Source organism: Pseudomonas sp. FP1742, from assembly GCF_030687145.1.
Classification (GTDB): domain Bacteria; phylum Pseudomonadota; class Gammaproteobacteria; order Pseudomonadales; family Pseudomonadaceae; genus Aquipseudomonas; species Aquipseudomonas frederiksbergensis_D.
In genome coordinates this window covers 1,382,979-1,405,906 of sequence record NZ_CP117460.1, presented here as the reverse complement: position 1 = coordinate 1,405,906, position 22,928 = coordinate 1,382,979, and the positions used below count along the sequence as shown (strand labels likewise).

Sequence of the window (22,928 nt, the reverse complement as noted above, 5' to 3'; positions counted from 1 at the left end):
CCCCCAGCCTGAGTGTCGACCATGAACCATTCATTCTCCGGGCTCCCGCCCCGCTCCGGGCTGGGGCTCAAGACCGAGCACTTTCGTGAAGTGCTCGGTGCACAACCGGACATCGGTTTCTTCGAAGTCCACGCCGAAAACTACATGGTGGCCGGCGGCCCGTTCCATCACTTTCTGGGGTTGATCCGCGAGCAGTATCCGCTGTCACTGCACGGCGTTGGCCTGTCCATCGGTGCCGAAGGTCCGCTGGATGGTCAGCACCTGCAAAGGCTCGCCGCGCTGATCGAACGCTATCAACCCCACTCCTTTTCCGAACACCTGGCCTGGTCCAGCCATGGTCCGGTGTTTCTCAATGACCTGTTGCCCCTGGCCTACGATGCGCCGACGCTGAACCGCGTCTGCGAGCACATCGATCAGGTGCAGAACACCCTCAAACGCCCGATGCTGCTGGAAAACCCGGCGACATACCTGGCGTTCCAGAACTCGACAATCGATGAAGCCGACTTCATCGGTGAAGTCATTCACCGCACCGGCTGCGGCCTGCTGCTGGACGTCAACAACGTCTACGTTTCCTGCATCAATCACCAAAAAGATCCGCTGGCCTACATCGACGCCCTGCCGCTACACGCGGTGGGAGAGATTCATCTGGCCGGTTTTGCCGAAGACACCGACAGCCTCGGTGACCGTCTGCTGATCGACGATCACGGCGCCCCCATCGATAACGCTGTGTGGACGCTGTACTCGCGGGTGCTGGAGCGGGTCGGCCCGATCGCCACGTTGATCGAGCGCGACAACCGGTTACCGGCCTTCAGCGTGTTGCACGCCGAAGCCCGGCATGCCGATGAGTTGCTGCACCGCGCGGGGAGCCGGCCATGAGCGCTCAAGCCACTTTTGCCGCCGCCCTGCTCGATCCGCAACAGCCCTGCCCCGAGGGTTTGTGCAGCACCAACGGTGCCGATCCGGCCAGCCGTTTCGCGGTGTATCGCAACAATGTGCAGAGTTCGCTGATCAACGCCCTGGCCGACAGTTATCCGGTGGTTGTGCAGTTGGTGGGCGAGGAGTTCTTTCGGGCGATGGCGGGCTCGTATGTGCAGAGTTGCCCACCTCAAGGCCCGCTCATCAAGGATTACGGCAAGGACTTCGCCGGGTTCATCGACCACTTTGAACCGGCAGCCTGCGTGCCTTATCTGGCCGATGTGGCGCGGCTGGAGCGCTTGCGCGTTCAGGCCTATCACGCTGCCGACGCGCAGCCCTTGAGCCATGCACAAATCGCCACCGCGCTGGCGGACCCACAAGCGCTGAGCGAACTGACCGTCGGGCTTCACCCCTCCTTGAATCTGCTGACTTCAGCTTTCGCCGTGGTCAGGATCTGGGCGGCTCACCAACAGGACGCCTCGCTGGCCGGGGTCGATCTCGACCACGGACAAAACGCATTGGTTCTGCGCAACGGCCTGGAGGTTGAGGTCTTCACCATCGACCAGGGCGCCAGCACCTTCATTCAGAGCCTGCGACTCGGACAGCCCCTGAGCCAAGCGTTGGAAACTGCCCCCGCCTTCGACCTCAGCCAAACCCTGGCGCTGCTGATCAGCCACAACGCCATCACCCATTTACACCACAACCAGGTATCGCCATGAACACAAACACCATTACCCGCGCCATCGCGCTGCTGGAAAAAATCCCCCACAGCCTGATCGCCTTTATCGCGCGCTTTTCCATTGCCGCGGTGTTCTGGAAATCCGGGCAGACCAAGGTGGAAGGCTTGGCCATCGACTTGATCGACGGCACCTTTGAACTCGGCGTACCAAGGCTGGCGGACTCGACCATTCCGTTGTTCCAGAGCGAATATCACCTGCCGTTGCTCTCCCCGGAACTGGCGGCGCACCTGGCGGCCTTCGCCGAGCATTTCTTTCCGGTGCTGATCCTGATCGGCTTCGCCACGCGCTTTTCAGCCCTGGCGCTGCTGGGTATGACCCTGACCATTCAACTGTTCGTGTACCCCGATGCGTATCCGACCCACGGCACCTGGGCGGCGGTGTTGCTGTACTTGATGGCGACTGGACCTGGCAAGTTGTCGATCGATCACCTGATTGCCAAGCGATACCCGCGCTGAAACCAACCCCAGAACTCCCGGCAATGGAGATCCAACTGTGGGAGCGGGCTTGCTCGCGAATGCGGTATCACATTCGACAGATATGTTGGCTGACACATCGCCTTCGCGAGCAAGCCCGCTCCCACAAGGGTTGTGTGGTGAGAGGTTATCGTTGAAGCCGATCCAGCGCCTCGCCACTGCGCTTGAACCAACCGATCAAATAATCCGCCAGCACTTGGGTACGCTTCGGCAGCCCCCCCTGATACGGATGCACCAGATACATCGGCATGCTGCGGGTCTGATAATCGCGCAGGAGCCAGCGCAAACGTCCGTCGGCCAATTCCTCCTGCAACAGATACGACGGCAAACGCGCAATGCCGGCATCGGTCAGTGCCGCTTTCTTCAAGAGGTTGTAATGGTTGCTGGCAAACGGCCCCGACACTCGCACCCGCGTTAATTCGTGCTGTTGGTGATAGAGCCATTCTTCGCGACCGCTGTAATGACTGTTGAGCAGGCAGCGGTGTTCGGCCAAGGCCTGGGGCGTCAGCGGTTCACCGAATCGCTCGAGATACGCCGGGCTGGCGCAGGTCATCTCGTGCCAGGCCAGCAACGGTCGGGCCACCAGACGTTCGTCGTTGGCCACTTCCGAGCGGATCGCCAGGTCGAACCCGTCCCTGGACAAATCACGGTAGTGGTTGTTGAGCTCCAGTTCGATCTGCACCTCGGGGTACTGCCGGGAAAACTCCAGCAATGCGCCATCAAAGAACGTTTCCCCCAATGAAACCGGCACGGTCATCCGCACCGGGCCGGCCATGTCGTCTTTGAGCCGCGCCAACGCCTGACGCGCTCGCTCGACTTGCACCACCAGCGCCTGGGCCTGCGGCAACAGCGCCGCGCCCGCCGCCGTCAAGCTCAAGCGGCGCGTGGTGCGCTGCAGCAACACCACGCCAAAGCGCGTTTCCAGCAGGCTGATGCGCTTGGAGAGTTGCCCTTTGCTGCAACCCAATTGCTGGGCGGCCAGGGTGAAACTGCCCGCCTCGATCAACACCGCGAACGCTGCCAGGTCGTCCATTTCGCTCATGGATTGTTTCCATTTGAAAACCAAAGGTTGCCCATTAGCACGCTTATTTATAAAAAAAACCACACTAGACTTAACTTTAAATCCAACCCACTTGAGGAACTGCACGATGAAAATTCTGTTGATTGGCGCCTCCGGCACCGTCGGTTCGGCCATTGACCATGAACTGTCCCAACGCCACAAAATCATCCGTATCGGCCGCAAGAGCGGTGATTTCCAGGTCGACATCAGTGACAGCGCCTCGATCCGCAAACTGTTCGAACAGACCGGCAACTTCGATGCGCTGATCTGCGCCGCCGGCAGTGTCAACTTCGTGCCGCTGGCCACCATGACCGCACAAGATTTCGAACTCGGCTTGCGCGACAAACTGATGGGCCAGGTCAACCTGCTGCTGATCGGCCGGGAATTCGCCAATGACGGTGCGTCTTTCACCTTCACCACCGGCATCCTCAGCCACGATCCAATTCGTACCGGCAGCTCCGCGTCCCTGGTCAACGGCGCCCTGGACGCCTTCGTCCGTGCGGCGGCGATCGAACTGCCACGCGGTCTGCGCATCAACTCGGTCAGCCCGAACGTGCTGGTCGAAGCCATGGGCAGCTATGCGCCGTACTTCCGTGGTTTCAAACCGGTTCCCGCCGCCGACGTGGCGCTGGCCTACGCCAAAAGCGTGGAAGGCCTGCAGACCGGCCAGACCTATCGCGTCGGCTAAACCAGACTCGCCCACAGGAAAGCGAGAACATTGCAGGGTTGTGATGAACGGTCAGGCTGAGTAACGTGGCGGCACTTGTCAGGAGACTCAAAGATGCGTGTTGCCCGTTCCTTAGTGCTTGTTGCCCTGCTTCCGTTGTTCGCCGCTTGCCAGTTGCTCGATGGCCCACGGCAAAGTGCTTCCCATGTGGGCCAGACCCGCATGCAGGGCCAATTGACGGCGGCCGACGGCAAGCTGCTGTTCCAGCCGTGTAATGAGCAACGCAGTTTCGTGGTCAATGACATCGGTGGCACCAGCATCCTGCAAGAGGCCGCGACCCTGGCCGATGATCAGGGCAAGCTGTTCGCCGATGTGCGCGGCCGGATCGTTGCCAGTGGTGCTGACAGCCAACTCGACCTTACGCAGTTGTACCGCGTCGAACGCTCGGGCAGCGCATGCGACGACCCCAACTTTAAACAGCTGATCCTGCGCGCCGCCGGCCACGGCCCCGAGTGGAACGTCAAAGTCAGCGGCAAGGGCATGGTCATCGACCGCGTCGGTCAGCCCCCTCTGGCCGTGCCGTATGTTGAAGAACAGCTGGGCGATGGCCGCTTCAACCTCAGCACCGAAGCCAATAATCAGCGCATCGAGCTCTGGGTCGCGCCGCAACGTTGCGTCGACAGCAGCACCGGCAGCGTGCAGCACATGAGCGCCGAACTGCGTATCGATGGCCAGGTGCAACGCGGCTGCGGGTATTTTGGCGGATCGCGTAACGACTGATCGTTTTAGCCTCACGGGAATCATCCTTTGAGGCTTATAATCGCGGGCTTCAAACGCCTTGGCGCAGTTGTGCGCCCCGCGAACCGGATCCCGCCATGTTACGAATCACCGAACTCAAGTTGCCGATCGACCATCCCGATGAAGACCTGCGCCCTGCCATCGTGCAGCGCCTGGGCATCGCCAGTGATGACCTGCTCGACTTCACCTTGTTCAAGCGCAGCTACGATGCGCGCAAAAAGTCCTCCGAACTGTGTTTCATCTACACCATCGACCTCAACGTTCGCGATGAGGCGGCGGTGCTGCGCACGTTCGCCGATGACCGTAACGTCAACGTGGCGCCGGATGTCAGCTACAAAATGGTCGGCCAGGCGCCGGCCGACCTGAGCCAACGCCCGATCGTGGTCGGCTTCGGCCCGTGCGGGATCTTCGCCGGCCTGCTGCTGGCGCAGATGGGCTTCAAGCCGATCATCCTCGAACGCGGCACCGAAGTGCGTCAGCGCACCAAGGACACCTGGGGCCTGTGGCGTAAAAGCGTGCTCAACCCCGAATCCAACGTGCAATTCGGCGAAGGCGGCGCGGGGACGTTCTCCGACGGCAAGCTCTACAGCCAGATCAAGGACCCGAAATTCCTCGGTCGCAAGGTGCTGCACGAGTTCGTCAAGGCCGGTGCGCCGGAAGAAATCCTGTACGTCAGCAAGCCGCACATCGGGACGTTCCGTCTGACCGGTGTGGTGGAAAACATGCGTGAGCAGATTCGCGCCCTGGGCGGCGAAGTGCGCTTCCAGCAGCGGGTGACCGATGTGCTGATCGACGACGGCCAACTGGTGGGCGTCGAGCTCAACGGCGGCGAGCAGATCCATTCGAAACACGTGATTCTGGCCCTCGGCCACAGCGCCCGGGACACCTTCCGCATGCTTCACGGCCGTGGCGTGTACATGGAAGCCAAGCCGTTTTCGGTAGGTTTCCGTATCGAGCATCCGCAGTCGTTGATCGACCGCGCGCGCCTGGGCAAGTACGCCGGCCACCCGAAGCTCGGCGCTGCCGACTACAAACTGGTGCACCACGCCAAGAATGGCCGCTCGGTCTACAGCTTCTGCATGTGCCCGGGCGGCACCGTAGTGGCGGCAACCTCCGAGCCGAACCGCGTGGTTACCAACGGCATGAGCCAGTACTCGCGTAACGAACGTAACGCCAACTCCGGGATCGTCGTCGGCATCACCCCGGAAGTCGATTATCCGGGCGGCCCACTGGCCGGCATCGAATTGCAGGAACGCCTGGAATCCCACGCTTTTGTGCTGGGTGGCAGCAACTACGAAGCACCGGCGCAACTGGTCGGCGACTTTATCGCCGGCAAGCCGTCCACCGAGTTGGGCAGCGTCGAGCCGTCCTACAAACCGGGCGTTGCCTTGGGTGATTTGGCCCTGGCTTTGCCAGCGTTCGCCATCGAAGCGATTCGCGAAGCCTTGCCGGCGTTCGAGAAGCAGATTCGTGGCTACTCGCTGCACGACGCGGTGTTGACCGGGATCGAGACGCGCACTTCATCGCCGCTGCGGATTACCCGTAACGAGTCGATGCAGAGCCTGAACGTGAAGGGCTTGTTCCCGGCCGGTGAAGGCGCGGGTTATGCGGGCGGGATTCTATCGGCGGGTGTCGACGGGATTCGGATTGCCGAAGCGGTTGCCCGGGATATCCTCGGCCTCGAGGCCTGACACAAATTAAATGTGGGAGCGGGCTTGCTCGCGAATGCGGCTGATCAGTCAACATCTCTATTGAATGTGACACCGTATTCGCGAGCAAGCCCGCTCCCACATTGGTTTTCGGTGTGTCAGATATTGGCGCGCAACACGCTGACCGGCAACGGCTCGCCGCGTTCGACGCTGGCCGCCACGGCATCCATCAAGCCACTCAACTCATACCCTTGGGCCTTGAGCCAGGCCTGATCGTAATAGGTGTCGGCATAGCGCTCGCCGCCATCGCACAGAATCGCCACGATCGACCCCGACTCCCCCGCCGCCACCATCTGCTGGGCCGCCATCAAGGCACCGATCAGGTTGGTCCCGCTCGATCCGCCCACCCGTCGCCCCAAACGTTGCGCCAGATAATGCATGGCCGCCAGCGACAACGCGTCCGGCACCTTGACCATTGCATCGATGACTTTGGGCAAGAACGACGCTTCGACACGCGGCCGGCCAATACCTTCAATCCGTGAACCGTGATCCAGACGCAGACTGGCGTCGCCGGTCTTGTAGTAATCGAAGAACACCGAACGCTCGGCATCGGCACACAGCACGCGGGTGCAATGCTGGCGATAGCGCACGTAACGGCCCAGTGTCGCGGTGGTGCCGCCGGTGCCGGGGCTGGAAATCAGCCAGCTCGGTTCCGGGTGCTGCTCGAAGCGCATTTGCTGGAAGATCGATTCGGCGATGTTGTTGTTCGCCCGCCAATCGGTGGCGCGTTCGGCGTAGGTGAACTGGTCGATGAAATGCCCGTCGTGTTCGCGAGCCAGGCGTTCGGACTCAGCGTAAATCTGCGTCGGATCGTCCACCAGATGGCTCTTGCCACCGTAGAAAGCGATTTGCGCGATCTTTTCCCTGGATGTGCTCGCAGGCATCACCGCAATGAACGGCAACCCCAGCAAACGGGCAAAGTACGCCTCGGAAATCGCCGTCGAACCGCTGGAGGCTTCGATCACCGGCGCGCCGGGTTTGAGCCAGCCGTTACACAATGCATAGAGGAACAATGAGCGGGCCAACCGATGTTTCAGGCTGCCGGTGGGATGGCTCGACTCATCCTTGAAGTACAACTCGATGCCCGGCAACCCCGGCAGCGGCAAGGGGATCAGGTGGGTGTCGGCGCTACGCTGGAAGTCGGCTTCGATGATCCGGATGGCTTCGCGGGCCCACTGTCGGTTGTCGTTCATGGTGGTTTTCTCGTTGAATCAGGCAAGAGTCGGCCTTGTCGCAAGGCTCAGTCCACAAGCTTAGGAAAAAACCTACATCAAGCACAGATACAGCTGGGGCCCAATACGTCCGGCAACTGCTAGGCTCAGGCCTTTGCTGACCGACCACGTTGTAACGACATATAACAAAAAAGAATATAACTTTTGTTTTAACAACTAACGGTACGGGTTAGGGTGTGCCACCTTTTGAATTTATCGATGGAGAGCGACATTGCCTCTGCGTAGCACGTTCACGCGTTTCTTTCAGTTGGAAGCTGCCAGCGGTCTGTTATTGATCGCCGCGGCTGTCCTCGCCCTGATCATCAACAATTCATCGCTGTCATGGCTCTATAGCGGCCTGCTGGACACTCCTGTGGTGGCTCAGATCGGCGCCCTGAAAATCGCCAAGCCACTGCTGCTGTGGATCAACGACGGCCTGATGGCCTTGTTCTTCCTGTTGATCGGCCTGGAAGTGAAGCGCGAAGTCCTCGACGGCCAACTGTCGAAGCCCTCGCAAATCGTCCTGCCCGGCGCGGCGGCGATTGGCGGCATGGTGGTGCCGGCGCTGATCTACTGGTTTTTGAACCGTGACAACCCGACCGCGCTGAGTGGCTGGGCCATCCCGACCGCCACCGACATCGCCTTCGCCCTCGGCGTACTGGCCCTGTTGGGGAAACGCGTGCCGGTGTCGCTGAAACTGTTCCTGATGACCCTGGCGATCATCGACGACCTGGGCGCGATCATCATCATCGCGATCTTTTATTCCGGCGCACTGTCGACCCTGTCCCTGGCATTGGCCGCGGCCTGCATCGCGGCCTTGATCGGGATGAACCGACTGGGTGTGGTGAAACTCGGGCCGTACATGATCATCGGGCTGATCCTCTGGGTGTGTGTACTCAAGAGCGGCGTGCACGCCACACTGGCCGGTGTGACCCTGGCCTTCTGCATTCCACTGCGCACGAAAAACGCCGAGCCGTCGCCGCTGCTGACCCTGGAACATGCCCTGCATCCGTGGGTGGCCTACGGCATCCTGCCACTGTTCGCCTTCGCCAACGCCGGCCTGTCCCTGAGCGGCGTGACCGTCGAAAGCTTCACCCACCATGTGCCGATGGGCATCGCCGTCGGCCTGCTGCTGGGCAAGACGGTCGGTGTTTTCGGCCTGACCTGGCTGGCGGTAAAAATCGGCATCGCCGCCCTGCCCCAAGGCGCCAACTGGGGCCAGATCATGGGGGTGGCGATCCTCTGCGGCATCGGTTTCACCATGAGTTTGTTCGTCGGCTCCCTGGCCTTCGTGCCCGGCGCCAGTGAATACGCCGGGATGGACCGCATGGGGATTTTGACCGGTTCGATCCTGGCGGCATTGATCGGTTATGCGGTGACGGCGGCGGCAAGTCGCAAGAGCGCGGCACTGCAATCCTGAGTGATAGAGAACACTCTTAGCGACATTGAGGACTCGTCCTACAGCCATGATTAGCCACGTTCGATAACGTCGCGCAGCCCCCTCTTTGGGGGTTGCCGATGGACGCGCGAAAGGACAATCAATGGCTGGCAACAAGGACATCCCACGGGTGCAAAACCCACCGTCGGGCGACGGGCATCACGTCACCCACCGATTCATGACGGCCACCGAATTGGCCGAGCGTGATGCCAGACAAGACGCCTACGACGCCATGCTCGCGAGACAAGACGCCTTCGAGCGCAGTCGTGAGACCGTTGCGAAAAAGGAAGAATCGGTTCGTGCAGGTTGCGTATTCGCCAAGTCCTGCAAGCTGCCGGACGCCATCATCGATTACTCCAATCCCTCAGGTATGGTGCCCACCGACAGCCTGAAGGATTACGGCGAACTGATCCTGCTCGGTGCCCGCGAGGCTGATGAAACCGGTGTCGTGCCGCTGAAGAAAATCAGTGGCACCGCCATCCCTGCGGGTTTCGGCAGCTTCGCCCTGGGTGGCTCAGCGTTCGCCGCATTACCCGCCGTCGCCGTCAGCACCGCTGCGGCCACCTTGGCAGGCCTGATGGCCCTGGTCATACCGTCAAGCCTTGGTGACAGCTCGCTCTATACCGAAGATCAACTGCGATCTCTCAAACAGGCGCGCACCCGCGTTCGTCTGCGGGTAGAGCAACAGGCTGACGGCAGTCTCAAGGGATACGGTTTCTATACCGGTAAAAACCGTGACTGGGAGATGGTCGACGTCGTGCAATTCAGCTTGCGCGGCAGTCAGCAAGTGGCTGATCTCGGGGACGGCGTTGAGCTGATCTGGACGCCGGCCGAGGACGGCTCAAGCACCCTCGGCATCCCCGCTTTGGAAGCTGCGCCACAAGCGCCGCACGTCTGGGTTTACCCGCCGACTAAGGCGGCTGACAGCATCATTGTGAATCCGGTTTATCCACCTGAGTACAAGGATTTCATTCTTGTGTTTCCGGCGGACTCGGGGTTAAAGCCGTTATACGTAGTGGTGGCAAGGCCTATCAGTGGTGACCACAGTTATCATCCTCCACCAAAGGTTCTGCCGGCATTCCCCGATGCTATTCGTGTTCAGACTAAGGGAAATCGAAAACGCTGGGAAAGCAAGAAGCGCATTTATGAGTGGGATTATCAGCATGGCGCCGTCGAAGTGTACAACTGGGCAGGGGATCACTTAGGAGAGTTTGATGCAAAAACGGGCGAACAGACTGGCAAAGCAAAACCTGAGAGACGGACATCAACAAAATAACGATGAGGACCAAGAATGATATTTATTGAAATCTCCGGTTTCTTCGACGAGCCGAACCCGGACGATTCATTGCAATATGAAAAGGATGTACCGCAGGCCTTAGAGGGAGCGGTGCTTAATGTCATGGGCTGGTCAACCTTGTGGGATATACCCATGGGCGAGCACAAATTATCCCCCACTCAAGCCAACACGATTATGGAACTGGTTGGTGACTCTTTCAGAGACGACTTGGTGTACTACATGGGACTTTGCCAAGACTAACGATATTGAATCTGGCATAACCGAAAACAGCAGACACAAAAAAACCCGACCAGTCACCTGATCGGGGTTTTCTTTTTCCTTTCGTTTCCGCTTAGTGCGAAACGCGGCTGGTCCCACCCACAGTGGAAATCCGCACACGCTCACCCACACGGAACACTTCGTTTGGCTGAACTTCCTGCACGTAGGCGCGCATGCTGCCATCGTCTTCGCGCACGGTGATTTCAACGCCTTGAGTGCGGGTCAGGCCTTCTTCGGCAGCCGAGCCCACCAGGCCACCCGCTACAGCGCCGATGACCGCTGCAACGATGCTGCCGCGACCGCCGCCCACGGCGCTACCACCGACACCACCCACGACAGCGCCCGCAGCACTGCCGATCGGGGTCTTGGTGCCTTCGATTTTCACCGGACGCAGGGATTCGATAGTGCCCATGCGAATCGTCTGCACACGACGCGCTTCGTCACGGGAGTAGGAGTCACCGGTCAGGCTCGATTGGCAACCGGAGAGCAACATCGCCATCGTGGAAAAAGAAGCAACCAGCAGAACAGACTTACGCATAGCATCAAACTCCATAGGACAGGTATCCATTAAAACCCGCAGCTTGACGCCTGTCACGGCATCGCCCGGATAAAATTGGTTTCATTCAGGCCTGGTACAGGCACTTCTCGAACTCACCACAGTAGCGTCAAATTACAAAATCTGCGCCGCTGACCCAAGGATTATCATGGATTACTTCATCATTGTCGTCACGACCGTCGCCGGTTTGTATTTCCACTGGTGGCTGTACGTGCGAATCAGACGCTGGGTGGACCGCGATCTGGCGTTGTCACTGGCGGGTAAAGACCAACAGAAAAGAGCCTTCATGCTCCAGCAACTGGCGAACGCTCAAGCGCAGAAGATCAAGCGCCGGGATCTGCCGCAGTGGCTTGAGTCCGCTGCGGCAGGGTATTCCGATCGATAGACCGTTTACGGGGCCAGGCGTTCGCGCACCCAATCGGCGCCCTGCAAGCGGTAGTTGAGGCGATCGTGCAGACGGCTCGGACGGCCCTGCCAGAATTCGATGCGCTCGGGTAGCAAGCGATAACCGCCCCAGTGCTCGGGACAGTGCGGCTGGGTGTCGCTGAAACGTTGCTCGGTGTCTTTGAGCAGCGTTTCCAGTTCGCCGCGATCGGCGATCACCCGGCTCTGGGGAGATGCCCAGGCACCGAGGCGACTGCCCAGGGGGCGAACCTGATAGTAGGCGTCGGACTCTTCAGGCGTAACCTTCACCACCCGACCCTCGATGCGCACCTGGCGCTCCAGGGCCGGCCAGAAGAACGTCATGGCTGCAAATGGATTGGCTGCCAATTGCTGGCCTTTATCGCTTTCGTAGTTGGTGAAGAAGGTGAAGCCCTGCTCGTCCAGGCCCTTGAGCAGCAGAATGCGGCAATGTGGCCGACCGTCCTGATCGACGGTGGCCAACGTCATGGCATTCGCCTCCACCGGCGCTTGCTCGGTTTTCACCGCATCGGCAAACCACTGATGGAACAGCGCGAACGGCTCGGCCGGGGCTTGCGCCTCGGTCAGGCCATCTCGGGTGTAGTCGCGACGCATATCTGCCAAGGGCCGGGTCATGGCGCATTCCTTTTGGTTAACGAATCACTGCTTTGGGGCATCGGTGGCGGTGGCGCTCTTCGAATCGGCAGCGGCTTTGGCCGGTGCGGTCTTTTTCGCAGGAGCCTTTTTGGCTGGAGCCTTGGTGGCCGCTTTCTTGGCCGGTGCCTTTTTCTTCGCCGGGGCAGCCGCTTTTTTCGCAGCAGGTGCCGGGGTCACAGGCGTGGCCGCTGGCTTGACGTCTTGCGCGACGACCTTGGTCAGCGGCGCCGGCGCCGGCATGTTGTACTTGCTCAACAACGCGACCATGGTGTTTGCCGGCGTCACCAGCAACTCGACACGACGGTTCAAGGCACGACCTTCGGCACTGTCGTTGGCCGCACGCGGTGCCTCACCGCCCATGCCGCGCAGCATCAGGCGATCACGCTGCAGACCGCTGAGACGGAAGATCGCCGCCACTGCCTGGGCGCGTTCCTGGCTCAGTTTCACGTTGGCCGGTGCGGAACCCGACGTATCGCTGTGACCGAGTACCAGCACGGCAGTCTTTGGGTCGGCTTCGAGGATTTTCGCGACATGGGTGAATGGGCCAAGGGTCACCGGCAGCAGCATGGCCGGGCGGTCAGGGTTGAACGAGCCGTCTACCGGCGCCGTGACGACCAGCACGTTTTCACGGCGTTCGAGTTGCAGGTTGCTGCCCTTGATCGCTTCGCGCAGGCGCGGTTCGTAGTCGTCGAGCCAGGCCTGGGTGACTTTCGGGTCAGGCATCGGCACGACTTTGGCGGTGCTCTGCTCCTTGCCGCCGAACGGCCACCACCATTTGCCACCGGCATCGGCTTCAGCTTTGGTGACGGGGGCCGTGGCAGCAGGTTTCAGGGGCGCCGGGGCCGGGGCGGGTTCTTTAGTCGCAACCTTGTCGGAAGAACCGAATGGCCACCAACTGCTGCCACCTGCGGCATCATTTTGTGGGGTTTGTGCACAACCGGTGATAGCAAAGCACAGGGCCAGGGCGAGGGTTTTATTGGACGACATTGGGTATCCACAAAATGAGGTGATGAAAAGTCAGACCGGAGTTGCCCCCCGGTCAAACAGACGCTTTGAAACCACAAAAGCCTTCGGGTTCCGGCCCTGGCCCCCTTAAGCGCGATTTACAGACAAGTGGCCAGTACTCGCACAAGCTTTTGGGCTCGTGGATCCATCAAGACGTACGGTCCCAGGGTATTTGTCACAAAGCCGAAGGCCACATCATGCTCCGGATCAGCAAAACCGATGGAGCCGCCAGCCCCCGGGTGACCGAACGCCCGAGGGCCGAGGCCGTAGGTGGCGTTGGGTACATCCGGTTGATCGAGCATGCAACCCAGGCCGAAGCGGGTCCGGGTCAATAAGGTCTTGTCTTCGCCGATGCTGTGCTCGCGGGTCAGTTCGTCGAGCATTTCGCTTTCCAGCAGACTGCCATCGAGCAGACCGGCGTAGAAACCGGCCAGGCTGCGGGCATTGCCGTGGCCATTGGCCGCCGGCTGCTGCATGCGCCGCCATTCCGGTTTGTTGGTGCTGGTCATGATCGACGGCGGGTTGGTGAAGGCCCGAGTGGTCATGGCCGTCGGTTCACGCATGGTTACTTGCAGCAAGCGCTGGGCCGCGGCATCGCCGAGGTTGCCCTTGCTACGGGCGATGTGCGCCACGCGATGGAACTCTGAATCGGCCAGGCCGACGTGAAAATCCAGCCCCAAGGGCTTGGCAACCCGCGCCACAATGGACTCGCCCGGCCCACGACCGTCGGCGCGACGCAGCAATTCGCCGACCAGCCAGCCATAGGTGATTGCCGCATAACCATGACCTTGGCCCGGCGTCCACCATGGCGCTTCGGCGGCCAGGGCATTGACCATGGTCTGCCAGTCGTAAAGCGCCTCAGGGGGTAGCAACTCGCGCAGGGCCGGCAAACCGGCCTGATGGCAGAGCAAGTGACGCAAGGTCACGGATTCTTTGCCGGCAGCGGCAAATTCGGGCCAGTAACGGGCGACCGGGGCGTCGAGTTGCAGTTTGCCTTCGGCCACCAATTGCAGGGCCGCCACGGCGGTGAAGGTCTTGGTGCAGGAGAACAGGTTGGCGATGGTGTCGCTGTGCCAGGCCTCATGGCCGTCCTTGTCGGCGGTGCCGGCCCAAAGGTCAAGGACGGTTTCACCACCGATCCGGATGCACAACGCCGCGCCACGCTCTTGAGGATCGTCGAACAGCGCCGCAAACGCTTCACGCACCGCTTCGAATTTAAGCTCGTAATGACCCTGAATCTGCACCCGCAACGCTCCCGGATAGACGCTCAACAAAAGTGGCCGCATTGTTCCAGCCCTTGAAGGATTTGGGAACAGGATCGGGCCGGGCGGTCGCCCGCTCATGGAAATGCCACAGACATCAACGATGCAATCCCCGTGGCGAGGGGGCTTGCCCCCGTTCGACTGCGAAGCGGTCGCAAAAACCTGTATTCGCGGTGCATCTGTAAGCATGGGGGCCGCTTCGCGGCCCAACGGGGGCAAGCCCCCTCGCCACAGGTCTATCAGGAATCAGTGGCCATTGCCCGAATGCCCACCCGCATGGCCAGCGCCCTTGCCCGGGCCTTTGCCTGCCTCGCCTTTCCTGCCGCCCTCGACATCATGACTGGCTTTATCCGCTTCAGCGCGGGCCTTCTCGGCCTCTTTGCCGAGTTGATCGATAATCTGCCCGTTGCTTTTACGCACACTGTCGACAAAGCCCTGGAACGGCAGATCAGTAATGCCTACCAGACCGAAGTGCCCGTTCTCGCCATCCAGCAGGCGACCGGTCACCGGCTGATCGAGGTACTGGAACCAGTGCACCCCGACAATCGACGGCTCGCTCATCGCCTGTTTGAGGAAGTGGGCGTAAGCCGTGCCGCGGTCTTCCTCCTTCGCCAATTGCGTCACGCCACCCCAGAACGGGCCGCGATCTGCCGAGCCGAAGTTGAATTCGGTGATCAGCACCGGTTTGTCCAGACTGCGCAGTTTGGCGAAGTCGTAACCGTCCTGGGGTTGCAGGGTGTACATGTTGAAGCTCAACACGTCGCAGTATTGCGCACAGGACTCGACTGCCTCGGGGGAACTGACGGCAAAGCGGCCGCCCAGTAACAACTGGTTCGGCGCGTGCCATTTGAGCGAATCGGAAACGGTCTTGAAGTAGGTGTCGGCGAACACCTTCTGGAAGTATTTGAAGTCGGCTTCGATTTCCGGGTGTTCGGCGCTCGGCTCCGGTGGCACGAAGCCTGGGTCTTCCATCAATTCCCAAGCCGGCAGATCAATGCCCCAGGCTTTCGACAACCCCGCCTGGTTGCGGTACTTATCGCGCAGTTGCTTGAGGAAGGCGCGTTTGGCCGGAACGTCAGTGGTCATTTTCAAGGTGCCGTAGGCCAGCGCATAGCGGGACTTCGGGTCGTCGCCGGGACCGGCCCAGGCCAGTTCGTTGTCGGCGAAATAACCGATCAGCCATGGATCGTCGCGATGGTCGCGGGCGGCGATGGCCACGGCGCGTTCGGTAGCCATGGCGAAACGCGGATCGAACGGATCGGGCATGCCACCCCACCAATCGGTGCCGGTGCTGATGCTGGCGTAATCGCCGACGATCGACAGCGGCAAGGTGTACGGCACACGGTCAGCGTTGCCCAACACCGGTGCGCTCCAATTGCCGATCGTGTTGAAACCCCAGGCTTGCAGACGGTCGAGGGTGTGACTGGCCCAGCGTTGTTCGTCGACAGTTGCTTTGCAGGGTTCGGCGGCCGCCTTTTCGACCGACGCTTCAACCGCCCCGGTCTTGTCCGCTTCGGCAACACCGGTTCCGGACTCGGTAGGCGCAGGCGCGGCTGATTGCTCGGCGGCCTTGTCAGCCGTCGCCTCCACCGCATCGGCCTTGGCCGCTTCGGCGACACCCGCCTCGGTTTCGCTGCCCGGTGCGCAAGGGTCGCCATACAGACGCTGCAGGTTGGCGCCATAGAAATCGTACCAACGACCGGCGTTGTAGGCTCGGCCCTGATCGACACCGTTGCCGCCACGGTTGTCGCCTTCGCCATAGTGGCTGGCCAGGGGTTCGTCGGGTTTGGGCAGGAACTCGAACATCCACTCGCGACCGGCAACGTAGGTCTGATTGATGCTCGGGGTCACGGTGTTGACGCCAAGGGAATAGAACGGATGGCCTTCCGGGGTCACCAGATACCAGCGACCGTCACGCTTTTCGGTGCGGAAAAAGCCGCTGGCCTTGAACACCGGGCCTTTGCTCAAGCCGCCGAACTTGTCCAGGGGCGCCTTCTCGCGCTCGGCCAGCCAGGTTTTCAGCTGTTGCTGTTCTTTGGCGGCGGCGGATTTCAGTTGCTCGTCGCTGCTGATCTTCTCTGGCCATTTGGCCCGGGTCGATTGACCGTAAGCGTCCACCAGACCGCCATAAGCAGCTTTGGTGGCAGCCTCGCCGTCCTGCACGCCGAAGCGCTCGAGCAGGATGCTTTGGGCGACTTTCGGCTGATCCATCGACAAAGTCACCGACACCACCTGGCTGCGATCCAGCTCACCGGTGCTGCTGGCCAGCAATACACGCTGCCCCTCGACGTTGATCGGCATCGGCGGGCCGGCTTTCATGCCCTGGCTCAGCGGCGAACTCGGCTGCAGTGGTATCAACAAGGTTTGCGCCGGGCCGGCCGGCAAGTCGACACGGCTGACCAGAGTCTTGCCGTCGTTGCTCTGGATTTTCACGTACAGGGTCACGGCCCAGTTCATCGCGCTCTGGATTCGCAGGCTCATGGCGCCCGACTGCGACCAGTCCCAGGCACCGGTCTGCGGCGTCAGGCGCAAGGTCGGCTGGGCAGCCGGGTTGAAGGTCACGCGACGCAACACTTCGCCTTCGGCCGTTTGCTCCGCGTTGGATTGCGGCAGGCTGGCGTCCTGGGTCGCCACTTGAACCACATCGGCGGGACGCACAAAGTTGAACAGCGTCTGCTGGCCTTCAGGGGCCGCCAGCAAAGGGGCTGCAAACATCAAGGCAAAAACAGCGGGCAACGAACGGCGAATCATAGGAACGTGGTTCTCCCTTACGACCATTAATGAGCCAATGGAAAAGCGGTGGCAGTGAGGTAGACAACGCAGTGGGCAAATTTGCCCACTGGCGCATCAGGAAATTTCACGACGAAATGGCGGTAACGCATTGAGAATAGCTTTACCGTAGCGCTGCGTGACCAAACGACGGTCAAGCAAGGTGATGGTGCCGCGATCTTCTTCGGTTCGCAGCAGGCGACCACAGGCCTGGACCAGTTTCAGCGAGGCGTCCGGCACGGAGATTTCCATGAACGGATTGCCGCCACGGGCTTCGATCCACTCAGCCAGCGCGGCTTCGACCGGATCGTCGGGCACCGAGAACGGAATCTTGGCGATCACCACGTGTTCGCAGTAGGCACCGGGCAAATCCACACCCTCGGCAAAACTCGCCAGGCCGAACAGCACGCTGGAATCCCCGCCATCGACCCGCGCCTTGTGCTTGTTCAGGGTTTCCTGCTTCGACAGGTTGCCTTGAATGAACACTTGCTTGCGCCAGTCGCGATCCAGACCGTCGAACACGTCCTGCATCTGTTTGCGCGAGGAGAACAGCACCAGGGTGCCACGGGAACCCTCGACCAGTTCCGGCAAGTCGCGAATGATCGCCGCGGTATGAGCCGGCGCATCACGCGGGTCGGCTTTCAGGTCCGGCACCCGCAACACGCCCGCGTCGGCATGATGGAACGGGCTCGGGACCACGGCGGTCACGGCAGTTTTAGGCAGGCCGGCGCGCATGCGGAAACGGTCGAAGGTGCCAAGGGCTGTCAGGGTCGCCGAGGTCACCAGCGCCCCGTAAGCCACATTCCACAGGTTGCGCCGCAGCATGTCCGCCGCGAGGATCGGGCTGGCATTGACCTCGATATCGAACAGCGAACCGCTTTCGGCCAGGGTCAGCCAACGGGCCATGGGCGGGTTGTCTTCCGGGTCTTCGACGGTGAAGGCGGTCCACAACTCCCAGTTGCCCGAAGAACGCGACAGCAAGCTGCCGAACAGCGGATACCACTCTTCGGCCTGGTTGCTGGCGATGCCGATGTTGACCTCGCCGTCCATGCCTTCTTTGAGCAGTTCGGTGAGCCGGGTGAACAGGTCGGTCAGCCGGGCAAAGCCCTTTTTCAGCTCGATGCCCATTTCACGCATATGTTCGGGAATCACCCCGCCGACGAAACGGTGACGCGGCCGCTCGCGACCTTCGACGTCTTCGCCGGGTTTGAAGTCGGCAACCTGCTCACAGGCACTGAACATGAACTGCTGCTGGGTCTTGATCTCCCGCGCCAGCTCCGGCACCTGCTCGATCAACTTGCCCAGATCGCCCGGCAAAGGGTGTTGGGCCAGCAATTTGGTGAGGTTCTTGGCGGTGGCTTCCAGCCAGTCGGCGGTGGAGCGCAGGCGTGTGTAATGGGCGAAGTGGCCGATGGCCTTGTCCGGCAGGTGATGGCCTTCGTCGAACACGTAGATGGTATCGCGCGGGTCCGGCAGAACCGCGCCGCCGCCCAGGGCCAGATCGGCCAGGACCATGTCGTGGTTGGTGACGATCACGTCGACCTTGCCCATGCCTTCGCGGGCCTTGTAGAAGGCGCACTGGCCGAAGTTGGGGCAATGACGGTTGGTGCACTGGCTGTGATCGGTGGTCAGGCGCGCCCAGTCGGCGTCTTCGAGCGCGGTGGACCAACTGTCGCGATCACCGTCCCATTTATTGCCGGCAAGTTTCTCGATCATGCTGGTGAACAGCTTCTGACTGGCCTCATCGACCTCGATCTTGAAGCCTTCTTCTTCGAACAGCTGCGCGGTAGCGGTTTGCGCGTGACCTTCCTGGAGCAACATGTCGAGCTTGGACAGGCACATGTAGCGCCCCCGCCCCTTGGCCAGGGCGAAGCTGAAATTCAGCCCACTATTGCGCATCAGGTCGGGCAAGTCCTTGTAGACGATTTGCTCTTGCAGGGCCACGGTGGCCGTGGCGATCACCAGACGCTTGCCGGCGGCCTTGGCGGCGGGGATGGCCGCCAGGCTATAAGCGACGGTTTTGCCGGTACCGGTGCCGGCTTCCACCGCGACGATCGCGGGGTCGCCACTGCGCCGGCCTTCGTCGTCGGTGTCGATGTCACCGAGGACCTTGGCGATTTCGGCGATCATCAGGCGTTGGCCGTAGCGCGGCTTGAGGCTCTTGGCTTCGAGAAAACGCGTGTAGGCGCCCTGGATCGTGGTTTTGAGTTCAGTGCTGATCATGGATTGTCGGGCGCAAAAAGGCTGGATAAATTTTCAGTAGTTCGGTTCGGCCGCTATCATACCCCGCTAATTAATCCCGCGCAGAACGGAGTACCTCAATGACACCTTTTGGCATCGTTTATACCCTGCATGTCCTGGCCGCTCTGGTCTGGATCGGCGGCATGTTTTTCGCCTGGATGGTCCTGCGCCCCGCGGCGATGAAGGCGCTGGAAGGCCCTGCCCGGTTGAAGCTGTGGGTGGAAGTGTTTCAAGGTTTTTTCCGCTGGGTCTGGGTTGCGGTGGTGCTTTTGCCGATCAGCGGTGTGGGCATGATTCATTTGCAGTTCGCCGGGTTCGAAGCGGCGCCGCGGTATGTGCAGGTGATGATGGGACTGTATGTGGTGATGAGCGCGCTGTTTATCCGGATTCAAGCGTTGCTGCTGCCGGAACTGCGCACGGCGGTAGCGGCTCAGGATTGGCCGACGGGGGCGGCGACGCTGGGCAAAATTCGCCGGTTGGTGGGGATTAACCTGGTGGTGGGGTTGGTGCTGGTGGCGATTGCGGCGGCCAGGCCGTGATCGTTCCCACGCTCTGCGTGGGAATGCCTCAAGGGACGCTCCGCGTCCAGTGACGCGGAGCGTCACGGGCTGCGTTCCCACGCAGAGCGTGGGAACAATCGTTTCAGAAACTGCTTACAACCGCTGAATGCTCACCGAACCCGCCGCCCCGGCAGGCCCTGGCTGGCCGTCGGCACCAGGGCGACCGCTCTTGCCGCCATCGGCTTTATAGATAATGCAGCCCTTGGCCTTGCCGCCCGCTCCCGGTTTGCCACCCGGGCCGGCCGCGCCACCGACCCCGCCCGCCACCTCGACCTTGATCTGCTGCGCCGGATAGTCACGCGGCACCTCCAGCCGAACCAGCGCCCCCGGCGCACCCGGCTGGCCATCGCTGCCATCACTGCCGTCGGCGCCGCGACCGGCCTGGCCCCAGGTGCAACCCGGTGCTTGGCCGTTGGCCCCGTCAAGGCCGACAAACCCCGGAGCGCCCGCGCCACCGCGAGCGTCTACCGACAATTGCGGTGCGTTCAGCGCTTTGATCTGCACATTCAGATTGCGCCCTGAGCGGGCAGCCTTGAGATACGTTCCGGGAGCGCCCCGTGCGGTGATCTGGCTGCCTTCGGCCAACTCGGCACGGTTGACCTTCAATTCCAGAGCCTGTTCGCTCGGCACAATGGCGATCCGCGCGTCGCGTCCCAGGTGCAGCTCACCGACCGTTACTTCGGTCACATTCGAGGGGATCAGCAAAGTGCCGTAATCGGCGACTTCCAGCCGTTCCAGTTGCAAGGAACTGGTCGTATTGGGCAAGCGCATCAGCGAATTGGTTTCGACACTCACCACTTGGGCGCAGGCCAATGGGCTGATGAGTGCGGCGAGCAGACAGAGTTTACGCATGGGAAGCCTTCGCAGTGGCCGGGGCCGGAATGGTTTGCAGGTGGAAAACGCCGAAAAAGATAATCTTCAGGCGATCACGCCAGGGGTGGGCTCGACCTTTGAGGCTGCGATTGCAGAACACCAGCTCCAGAAGATGAGTCAGTGCCAACAGACTGCCGGCCAGGTTGACCAACAGGTGCAGTGGATGAATAAACGGAATGAGCAGATTGACCAGCACCACCAACCAGAACAGCAGGGTCAACAACTTCCCCAGCCCCCAAAACACCTTCATACGCTCCCCCGTCGAGAATTTTTATTTGCACGCACAGTAACGGCTTACACGCGGGATAAGCCAGAGGGCAGCAGAAAATTCTTCCGAAAGGCATCGAATGGCCGTCGGCTCCACCTTGATGGTCCTCCGACGGCTCTATCACGGGCCTCTTGATCGCCGAGCCTAGCGATTGATGTGCAACTCCACGCGACGGTTCTGCGCCCGCCCTTCTTCCGTGTCGTTGTCGGCCACCGGCTGGCTTTCACCCTTGCCTTCGCTGGTGAGTTTGTTCGGCGCCAGGCCACGACTCAACAGGTAGGCCGCCACGCTGCTGGCACGCCGTTCCGACAGTTTCTGGTTATAGGCGTCCGAACCCTGGCTGTCGGTATGGCCGACGACTTTGACGCTCACCACATCGGCGCTCTGCAATTTGGGCATCAGCGAATCCAGCTCACTGCGCGCGGCGGGCGTCAGCTCGGACTTGTTGTACGCGAACAACACGCTACTGCTCAGGGTGATGACTTCGGATTTCGCGGCTTCGGGTTCGGCAGGTTTCACGCTGGCCGGGTACTGCGGCAGCGGACAACCGTGATGATCGACAGGTGTATTGGCGGGCGTATCGGGGCAGCGATCCCGTCGATCGAAGACACCGTCACCGTCTTCATCGCCATCCTGGGCGTAACAGATCAAGCCACCGGTCAAGATCCCGAGCGCCGCGCCTCCCGCCGCCCAACCGCCACTTTCGATCGCGCCCAAACCTCCACCCACCAGTCCGCCAATGACACTGCAGATCGGCCAGGTACGTTGATTGAGGGGGGCAGTGCCATCGCTGTGAGTCGCGCAACCGGTCAGAAGGCTGCCAAGCAGCAGAACCGGCAAAACGGTCCTTGTGAGAACGCTCATTGTGTATGCTCCTGTGTCACCGGCCCATACCGGTCACACAGGAGTAAAGACCCGCATCCGCGACTGTACAAGCCGCGGAGCGCGAGGGGCTTAGCGGTCGATTTTGATTTCCGTACGCCGGTTCAACGCACGGCCGTCAGCGGTTTTGTTATCGGCCACCGGCTGGCTTTCACCGGCACCGGTCACAGACACGAAACTGCTGCGTGGCACGCCTTGGGAAATCAGGTATTCCACCACCGAATGGGCGCGTCTGTCCGACAGTTTCTGGTTGTATTTATCGCTGCCGACGCTGTCGGTATGCCCGGTGACGGTCAGCCTGGCGCTGGCGGATTCCTGTTTCAGGCGCGTGGCAACGGTGTTGAGTACCTCTTTATCGGAAGGAGTGAGCGTGGCTGAGTCGAACTTGAAGTGAACATCACGGATAACGATGACCTCTTCCTTGACCACCGCCTTCTCTTCGACCACTGGTGCAGGCGCGGGTGGAGGGCAGCCGTCGGCATCGACTCGCACGCCTCTAGGTGTGTGCGGGCACTTGTCGCGACTGTCCGGCACGCCATCGCCGTCTTCGTCGCCATCGCCATGCACCCAGCAATATGCCGCTGCCGTGCCGCCGACCAGCAGCGCGCCATACCCCGCCCATGAAGAGCTCTCGGTCGCGCCGAGCCCCGCACCGACGACACCACCGACCGCCGCACAGGTCGGCCAGTCGGTTTTCTGCAAACCTGCGCAACCAGTCAACACACTGGTTAGCAGAACCAAAGGTAATGCTGTCCGGACTATGCTCATCTAGTTTCTCCTGAGGGATCGGCTAATAACCGATTTCAAGGAGTAAAGACCGGACTTTTAATCTCCGCCAGCAATAGGCCATTGCTGTTTTGCCCTATGTTCACGGAAGATCGCTGCTT

23 protein-coding genes are annotated in these 22,928 nt (G+C 61.0%); 11 read left to right on the top strand and 12 right to left on the bottom strand.

Features of this window, described 5'->3' with window-relative positions:
• Positions 1 to 21: 21 nt before the first annotated feature.
• From PSH64_RS06250 to PSH64_RS06240, 3 genes are read left to right on the top strand one after another with little or no spacing between them, the layout of a single operon-like run.
• Complete coding sequence (locus PSH64_RS06250) at positions 22 to 876, top strand: DUF692 domain-containing protein (RefSeq protein ID WP_105348422.1); 855 nt, start codon at positions 22 to 24, stop codon at positions 874 to 876.
• Positions 873 to 1,634 (top strand): DUF2063 domain-containing protein, encoded by a 762-nt coding sequence (locus PSH64_RS06245; protein ID WP_305480268.1) that lies wholly within the window; start codon positions 873 to 875, stop codon positions 1,632 to 1,634. Before PSH64_RS06250 ends, PSH64_RS06245 begins: the two co-directional genes overlap by 4 nt.
• On the top strand, positions 1,631 to 2,110 hold the full coding sequence (locus PSH64_RS06240) for a DoxX family protein (RefSeq protein WP_305480267.1): 480 nt from the start codon (positions 1,631 to 1,633) through the stop codon (positions 2,108 to 2,110). The genes PSH64_RS06245 and PSH64_RS06240 overlap by 4 nt, the downstream gene beginning before the upstream one ends.
• Positions 2,111 to 2,255: 145 nt before the next feature.
• Here PSH64_RS06240 and PSH64_RS06235 read toward each other — a convergent pair whose 3' ends face one another.
• The gene (locus tag PSH64_RS06235) at positions 2,256 to 3,170 is read right to left on the bottom strand and encodes a LysR family transcriptional regulator (protein ID WP_105348431.1); all 915 of its coding nucleotides are present in this window, start codon (positions 3,168 to 3,170) and stop codon (positions 2,256 to 2,258) included.
• Between the two features lie 106 nt (positions 3,171 to 3,276).
• Here PSH64_RS06235 and PSH64_RS06230 point away from each other — a divergent pair, with 106 nt between their 5' ends.
• From PSH64_RS06230 to PSH64_RS06220, 3 genes are all read left to right on the top strand, one after another.
• The gene (locus PSH64_RS06230; RefSeq protein WP_007935868.1) at positions 3,277 to 3,876 is read left to right on the top strand and encodes a short chain dehydrogenase; all 600 of its coding nucleotides are present in this window, start codon (positions 3,277 to 3,279) and stop codon (positions 3,874 to 3,876) included.
• Positions 3,877 to 3,969: 93 nt separating this feature from the next.
• Positions 3,970 to 4,635 carry a COG3650 family protein gene (locus PSH64_RS06225; RefSeq protein WP_305480266.1) on the top strand — a complete coding sequence of 222 codons (666 nt, stop codon included), beginning with the start codon at positions 3,970 to 3,972 and terminating at the stop codon, positions 4,633 to 4,635.
• 95 nt (positions 4,636 to 4,730) lie between these two features.
• The gene (locus PSH64_RS06220) at positions 4,731 to 6,344 is read left to right on the top strand and encodes an NAD(P)/FAD-dependent oxidoreductase (protein WP_305480265.1); all 1,614 of its coding nucleotides are present in this window, start codon (positions 4,731 to 4,733) and stop codon (positions 6,342 to 6,344) included.
• Positions 6,345 to 6,460: 116 nt separating this feature from the next.
• Here the strand turns inward: PSH64_RS06220 and PSH64_RS06215 are convergent, their stop codons facing one another.
• Positions 6,461 to 7,555 (bottom strand): PLP-dependent cysteine synthase family protein, encoded by a 1,095-nt coding sequence (locus PSH64_RS06215; RefSeq protein ID WP_105348453.1) that lies wholly within the window; start codon positions 7,553 to 7,555, stop codon positions 6,461 to 6,463.
• Between the two features lie 250 nt (positions 7,556 to 7,805).
• On the opposite strand from PSH64_RS06215, the gene nhaA reads away from it, so the two are divergent.
• The 3 genes from nhaA to PSH64_RS06200 all read left to right on the top strand — a co-directional run bounded on the left by nhaA (position 7,806) and on the right by PSH64_RS06200 (position 10,548).
• The gene (gene nhaA / locus PSH64_RS06210) at positions 7,806 to 8,993 is read left to right on the top strand and encodes a Na+/H+ antiporter NhaA (protein ID WP_305480264.1); all 1,188 of its coding nucleotides are present in this window, start codon (positions 7,806 to 7,808) and stop codon (positions 8,991 to 8,993) included.
• A gap of 121 nt (positions 8,994 to 9,114) precedes the next feature.
• Complete coding sequence (locus tag PSH64_RS06205) at positions 9,115 to 10,287, top strand: S-type pyocin domain-containing protein (RefSeq protein ID WP_305480263.1); 1,173 nt, start codon at positions 9,115 to 9,117, stop codon at positions 10,285 to 10,287.
• Between the two features lie 15 nt (positions 10,288 to 10,302).
• The gene (locus PSH64_RS06200) at positions 10,303 to 10,548 is read left to right on the top strand and encodes a pyocin S6 family toxin immunity protein (protein ID WP_305411382.1); all 246 of its coding nucleotides are present in this window, start codon (positions 10,303 to 10,305) and stop codon (positions 10,546 to 10,548) included.
• A 91-nt stretch (positions 10,549 to 10,639) separates the two neighbouring features.
• Here PSH64_RS06200 and PSH64_RS06195 read toward each other — a convergent pair whose 3' ends face one another.
• On the bottom strand, positions 10,640 to 11,104 hold the full coding sequence (locus PSH64_RS06195; protein ID WP_018926911.1) for a glycine zipper 2TM domain-containing protein: 465 nt from the start codon (positions 11,102 to 11,104) through the stop codon (positions 10,640 to 10,642).
• A 166-nt stretch (positions 11,105 to 11,270) separates the two neighbouring features.
• On the opposite strand from PSH64_RS06195, the gene PSH64_RS06190 reads away from it, so the two are divergent.
• On the top strand, positions 11,271 to 11,507 hold the full coding sequence (locus PSH64_RS06190; RefSeq protein ID WP_305480262.1) for a hypothetical protein: 237 nt from the start codon (positions 11,271 to 11,273) through the stop codon (positions 11,505 to 11,507).
• Positions 11,508 to 11,512: 5 nt separating this feature from the next.
• On the opposite strand, the gene pdxH is transcribed toward PSH64_RS06190, so the two are convergent.
• The 5 genes from pdxH to dinG all read right to left on the bottom strand — a co-directional run bounded on the left by pdxH (position 11,513) and on the right by dinG (position 19,440).
• Positions 11,513 to 12,160 carry a pyridoxamine 5'-phosphate oxidase gene (gene pdxH, locus PSH64_RS06185; RefSeq protein ID WP_305411381.1) on the bottom strand — a complete coding sequence of 216 codons (648 nt, stop codon included), beginning with the start codon at positions 12,158 to 12,160 and terminating at the stop codon, positions 11,513 to 11,515.
• Positions 12,161 to 12,184: 24 nt separating this feature from the next.
• Entirely contained in the window at positions 12,185 to 13,168 is a 984-nt protein-coding gene (locus PSH64_RS06180) for an OmpA family protein (RefSeq protein ID WP_305480261.1), read from the bottom strand.
• 116 nt (positions 13,169 to 13,284) lie between these two features.
• Positions 13,285 to 14,430 (bottom strand): serine hydrolase domain-containing protein, encoded by a 1,146-nt coding sequence (locus PSH64_RS06175; protein WP_105348468.1) that lies wholly within the window; start codon positions 14,428 to 14,430, stop codon positions 13,285 to 13,287.
• Positions 14,431 to 14,694: 264 nt separating this feature from the next.
• The gene (locus tag PSH64_RS06170) at positions 14,695 to 17,199 is read right to left on the bottom strand and encodes a beta-galactosidase (RefSeq protein ID WP_305480260.1); all 2,505 of its coding nucleotides are present in this window, start codon (positions 17,197 to 17,199) and stop codon (positions 14,695 to 14,697) included.
• Positions 17,200 to 17,295: 96 nt separating this feature from the next.
• Positions 17,296 to 19,440 (bottom strand): ATP-dependent DNA helicase DinG, encoded by a 2,145-nt coding sequence (gene dinG / locus PSH64_RS06165; RefSeq protein ID WP_305480258.1) that lies wholly within the window; start codon positions 19,438 to 19,440, stop codon positions 17,296 to 17,298.
• A gap of 98 nt (positions 19,441 to 19,538) precedes the next feature.
• Here dinG and PSH64_RS06160 point away from each other — a divergent pair, with 98 nt between their 5' ends.
• Complete coding sequence (locus tag PSH64_RS06160; protein ID WP_305480257.1) at positions 19,539 to 19,997, top strand: CopD family protein; 459 nt, start codon at positions 19,539 to 19,541, stop codon at positions 19,995 to 19,997.
• Positions 19,998 to 20,111: 114 nt separating this feature from the next.
• Here PSH64_RS06160 and PSH64_RS06155 read toward each other — a convergent pair whose 3' ends face one another.
• From PSH64_RS06155 to PSH64_RS06140, 4 genes are all read right to left on the bottom strand, one after another.
• Positions 20,112 to 20,870: a collagen-like protein gene (locus tag PSH64_RS06155; RefSeq protein WP_105348481.1), complete on the bottom strand. Its 759-nt coding sequence runs from the start codon at positions 20,868 to 20,870 to the stop codon at positions 20,112 to 20,114.
• Positions 20,863 to 21,141 (bottom strand): DUF1145 domain-containing protein, encoded by a 279-nt coding sequence (locus PSH64_RS06150; protein WP_305480256.1) that lies wholly within the window; start codon positions 21,139 to 21,141, stop codon positions 20,863 to 20,865. The genes PSH64_RS06155 and PSH64_RS06150 overlap by 8 nt, the downstream gene beginning before the upstream one ends.
• Before the next feature lie 162 nt (positions 21,142 to 21,303).
• Positions 21,304 to 22,023, bottom strand: coding sequence for an OmpA family protein (locus PSH64_RS06145; RefSeq protein ID WP_105348486.1), 720 nt, complete (start codon positions 22,021 to 22,023; stop codon positions 21,304 to 21,306).
• Between the two features lie 90 nt (positions 22,024 to 22,113).
• Complete coding sequence (locus tag PSH64_RS06140) at positions 22,114 to 22,809, bottom strand: OmpA family protein (protein WP_105348489.1); 696 nt, start codon at positions 22,807 to 22,809, stop codon at positions 22,114 to 22,116.
• Positions 22,810 to 22,928 lie beyond the last annotated feature (119 nt).

Excerpts from the sequence above, each read along its gene's own strand:
- PSH64_RS06155 (WP_105348481.1), bottom strand. The coding sequence starts at position 20,870 with ATGCGTAAACTCTGTCTGCTCGCCGCACTCATCAGCCCATTGGCCTGC.
- PSH64_RS06190 (WP_305480262.1), top strand. The coding sequence starts at position 11,271 with ATGGATTACTTCATCATTGTCGTCACGACCGTCGCCGGTTTGTATTTC.
- PSH64_RS06170 (WP_305480260.1), bottom strand. The coding sequence starts at position 17,199 with ATGATTCGCCGTTCGTTGCCCGCTGTTTTTGCCTTGATGTTTGCAGCC.
- dinG (WP_305480258.1), bottom strand. The coding sequence starts at position 19,440 with ATGATCAGCACTGAACTCAAAACCACGATCCAGGGCGCCTACACGCGT.
- pdxH (WP_305411381.1), bottom strand. The coding sequence starts at position 12,160 with ATGACCCGGCCCTTGGCAGATATGCGTCGCGACTACACCCGAGATGGC.
- PSH64_RS06215 (WP_105348453.1), bottom strand. The coding sequence starts at position 7,555 with ATGAACGACAACCGACAGTGGGCCCGCGAAGCCATCCGGATCATCGAA.
- PSH64_RS06140 (WP_105348489.1), bottom strand. The coding sequence starts at position 22,809 with ATGAGCATAGTCCGGACAGCATTACCTTTGGTTCTGCTAACCAGTGTG.
- PSH64_RS06200 (WP_305411382.1), top strand. The coding sequence starts at position 10,303 with ATGATATTTATTGAAATCTCCGGTTTCTTCGACGAGCCGAACCCGGAC.
- PSH64_RS06240 (WP_305480267.1), top strand. The coding sequence starts at position 1,631 with ATGAACACAAACACCATTACCCGCGCCATCGCGCTGCTGGAAAAAATC.
- PSH64_RS06160 (WP_305480257.1), top strand. The coding sequence starts at position 19,539 with ATGACACCTTTTGGCATCGTTTATACCCTGCATGTCCTGGCCGCTCTG.
- PSH64_RS06145 (WP_105348486.1), bottom strand. The coding sequence starts at position 22,023 with ATGAGCGTTCTCACAAGGACCGTTTTGCCGGTTCTGCTGCTTGGCAGC.
- PSH64_RS06195 (WP_018926911.1), bottom strand. The coding sequence starts at position 11,104 with ATGCGTAAGTCTGTTCTGCTGGTTGCTTCTTTTTCCACGATGGCGATG.
- PSH64_RS06205 (WP_305480263.1), top strand. The coding sequence starts at position 9,115 with ATGGCTGGCAACAAGGACATCCCACGGGTGCAAAACCCACCGTCGGGC.
- PSH64_RS06220 (WP_305480265.1), top strand. The coding sequence starts at position 4,731 with ATGTTACGAATCACCGAACTCAAGTTGCCGATCGACCATCCCGATGAA.
- PSH64_RS06235 (WP_105348431.1), bottom strand. The coding sequence starts at position 3,170 with ATGAGCGAAATGGACGACCTGGCAGCGTTCGCGGTGTTGATCGAGGCG.
- PSH64_RS06150 (WP_305480256.1), bottom strand. The coding sequence starts at position 21,141 with ATGAAGGTGTTTTGGGGGCTGGGGAAGTTGTTGACCCTGCTGTTCTGG.
- PSH64_RS06180 (WP_305480261.1), bottom strand. The coding sequence starts at position 13,168 with ATGTCGTCCAATAAAACCCTCGCCCTGGCCCTGTGCTTTGCTATCACC.
- PSH64_RS06225 (WP_305480266.1), top strand. The coding sequence starts at position 3,970 with ATGCGTGTTGCCCGTTCCTTAGTGCTTGTTGCCCTGCTTCCGTTGTTC.
- PSH64_RS06230 (WP_007935868.1), top strand. The coding sequence starts at position 3,277 with ATGAAAATTCTGTTGATTGGCGCCTCCGGCACCGTCGGTTCGGCCATT.
- PSH64_RS06245 (WP_305480268.1), top strand. The coding sequence starts at position 873 with ATGAGCGCTCAAGCCACTTTTGCCGCCGCCCTGCTCGATCCGCAACAG.
- PSH64_RS06250 (WP_105348422.1), top strand. The coding sequence starts at position 22 with ATGAACCATTCATTCTCCGGGCTCCCGCCCCGCTCCGGGCTGGGGCTC.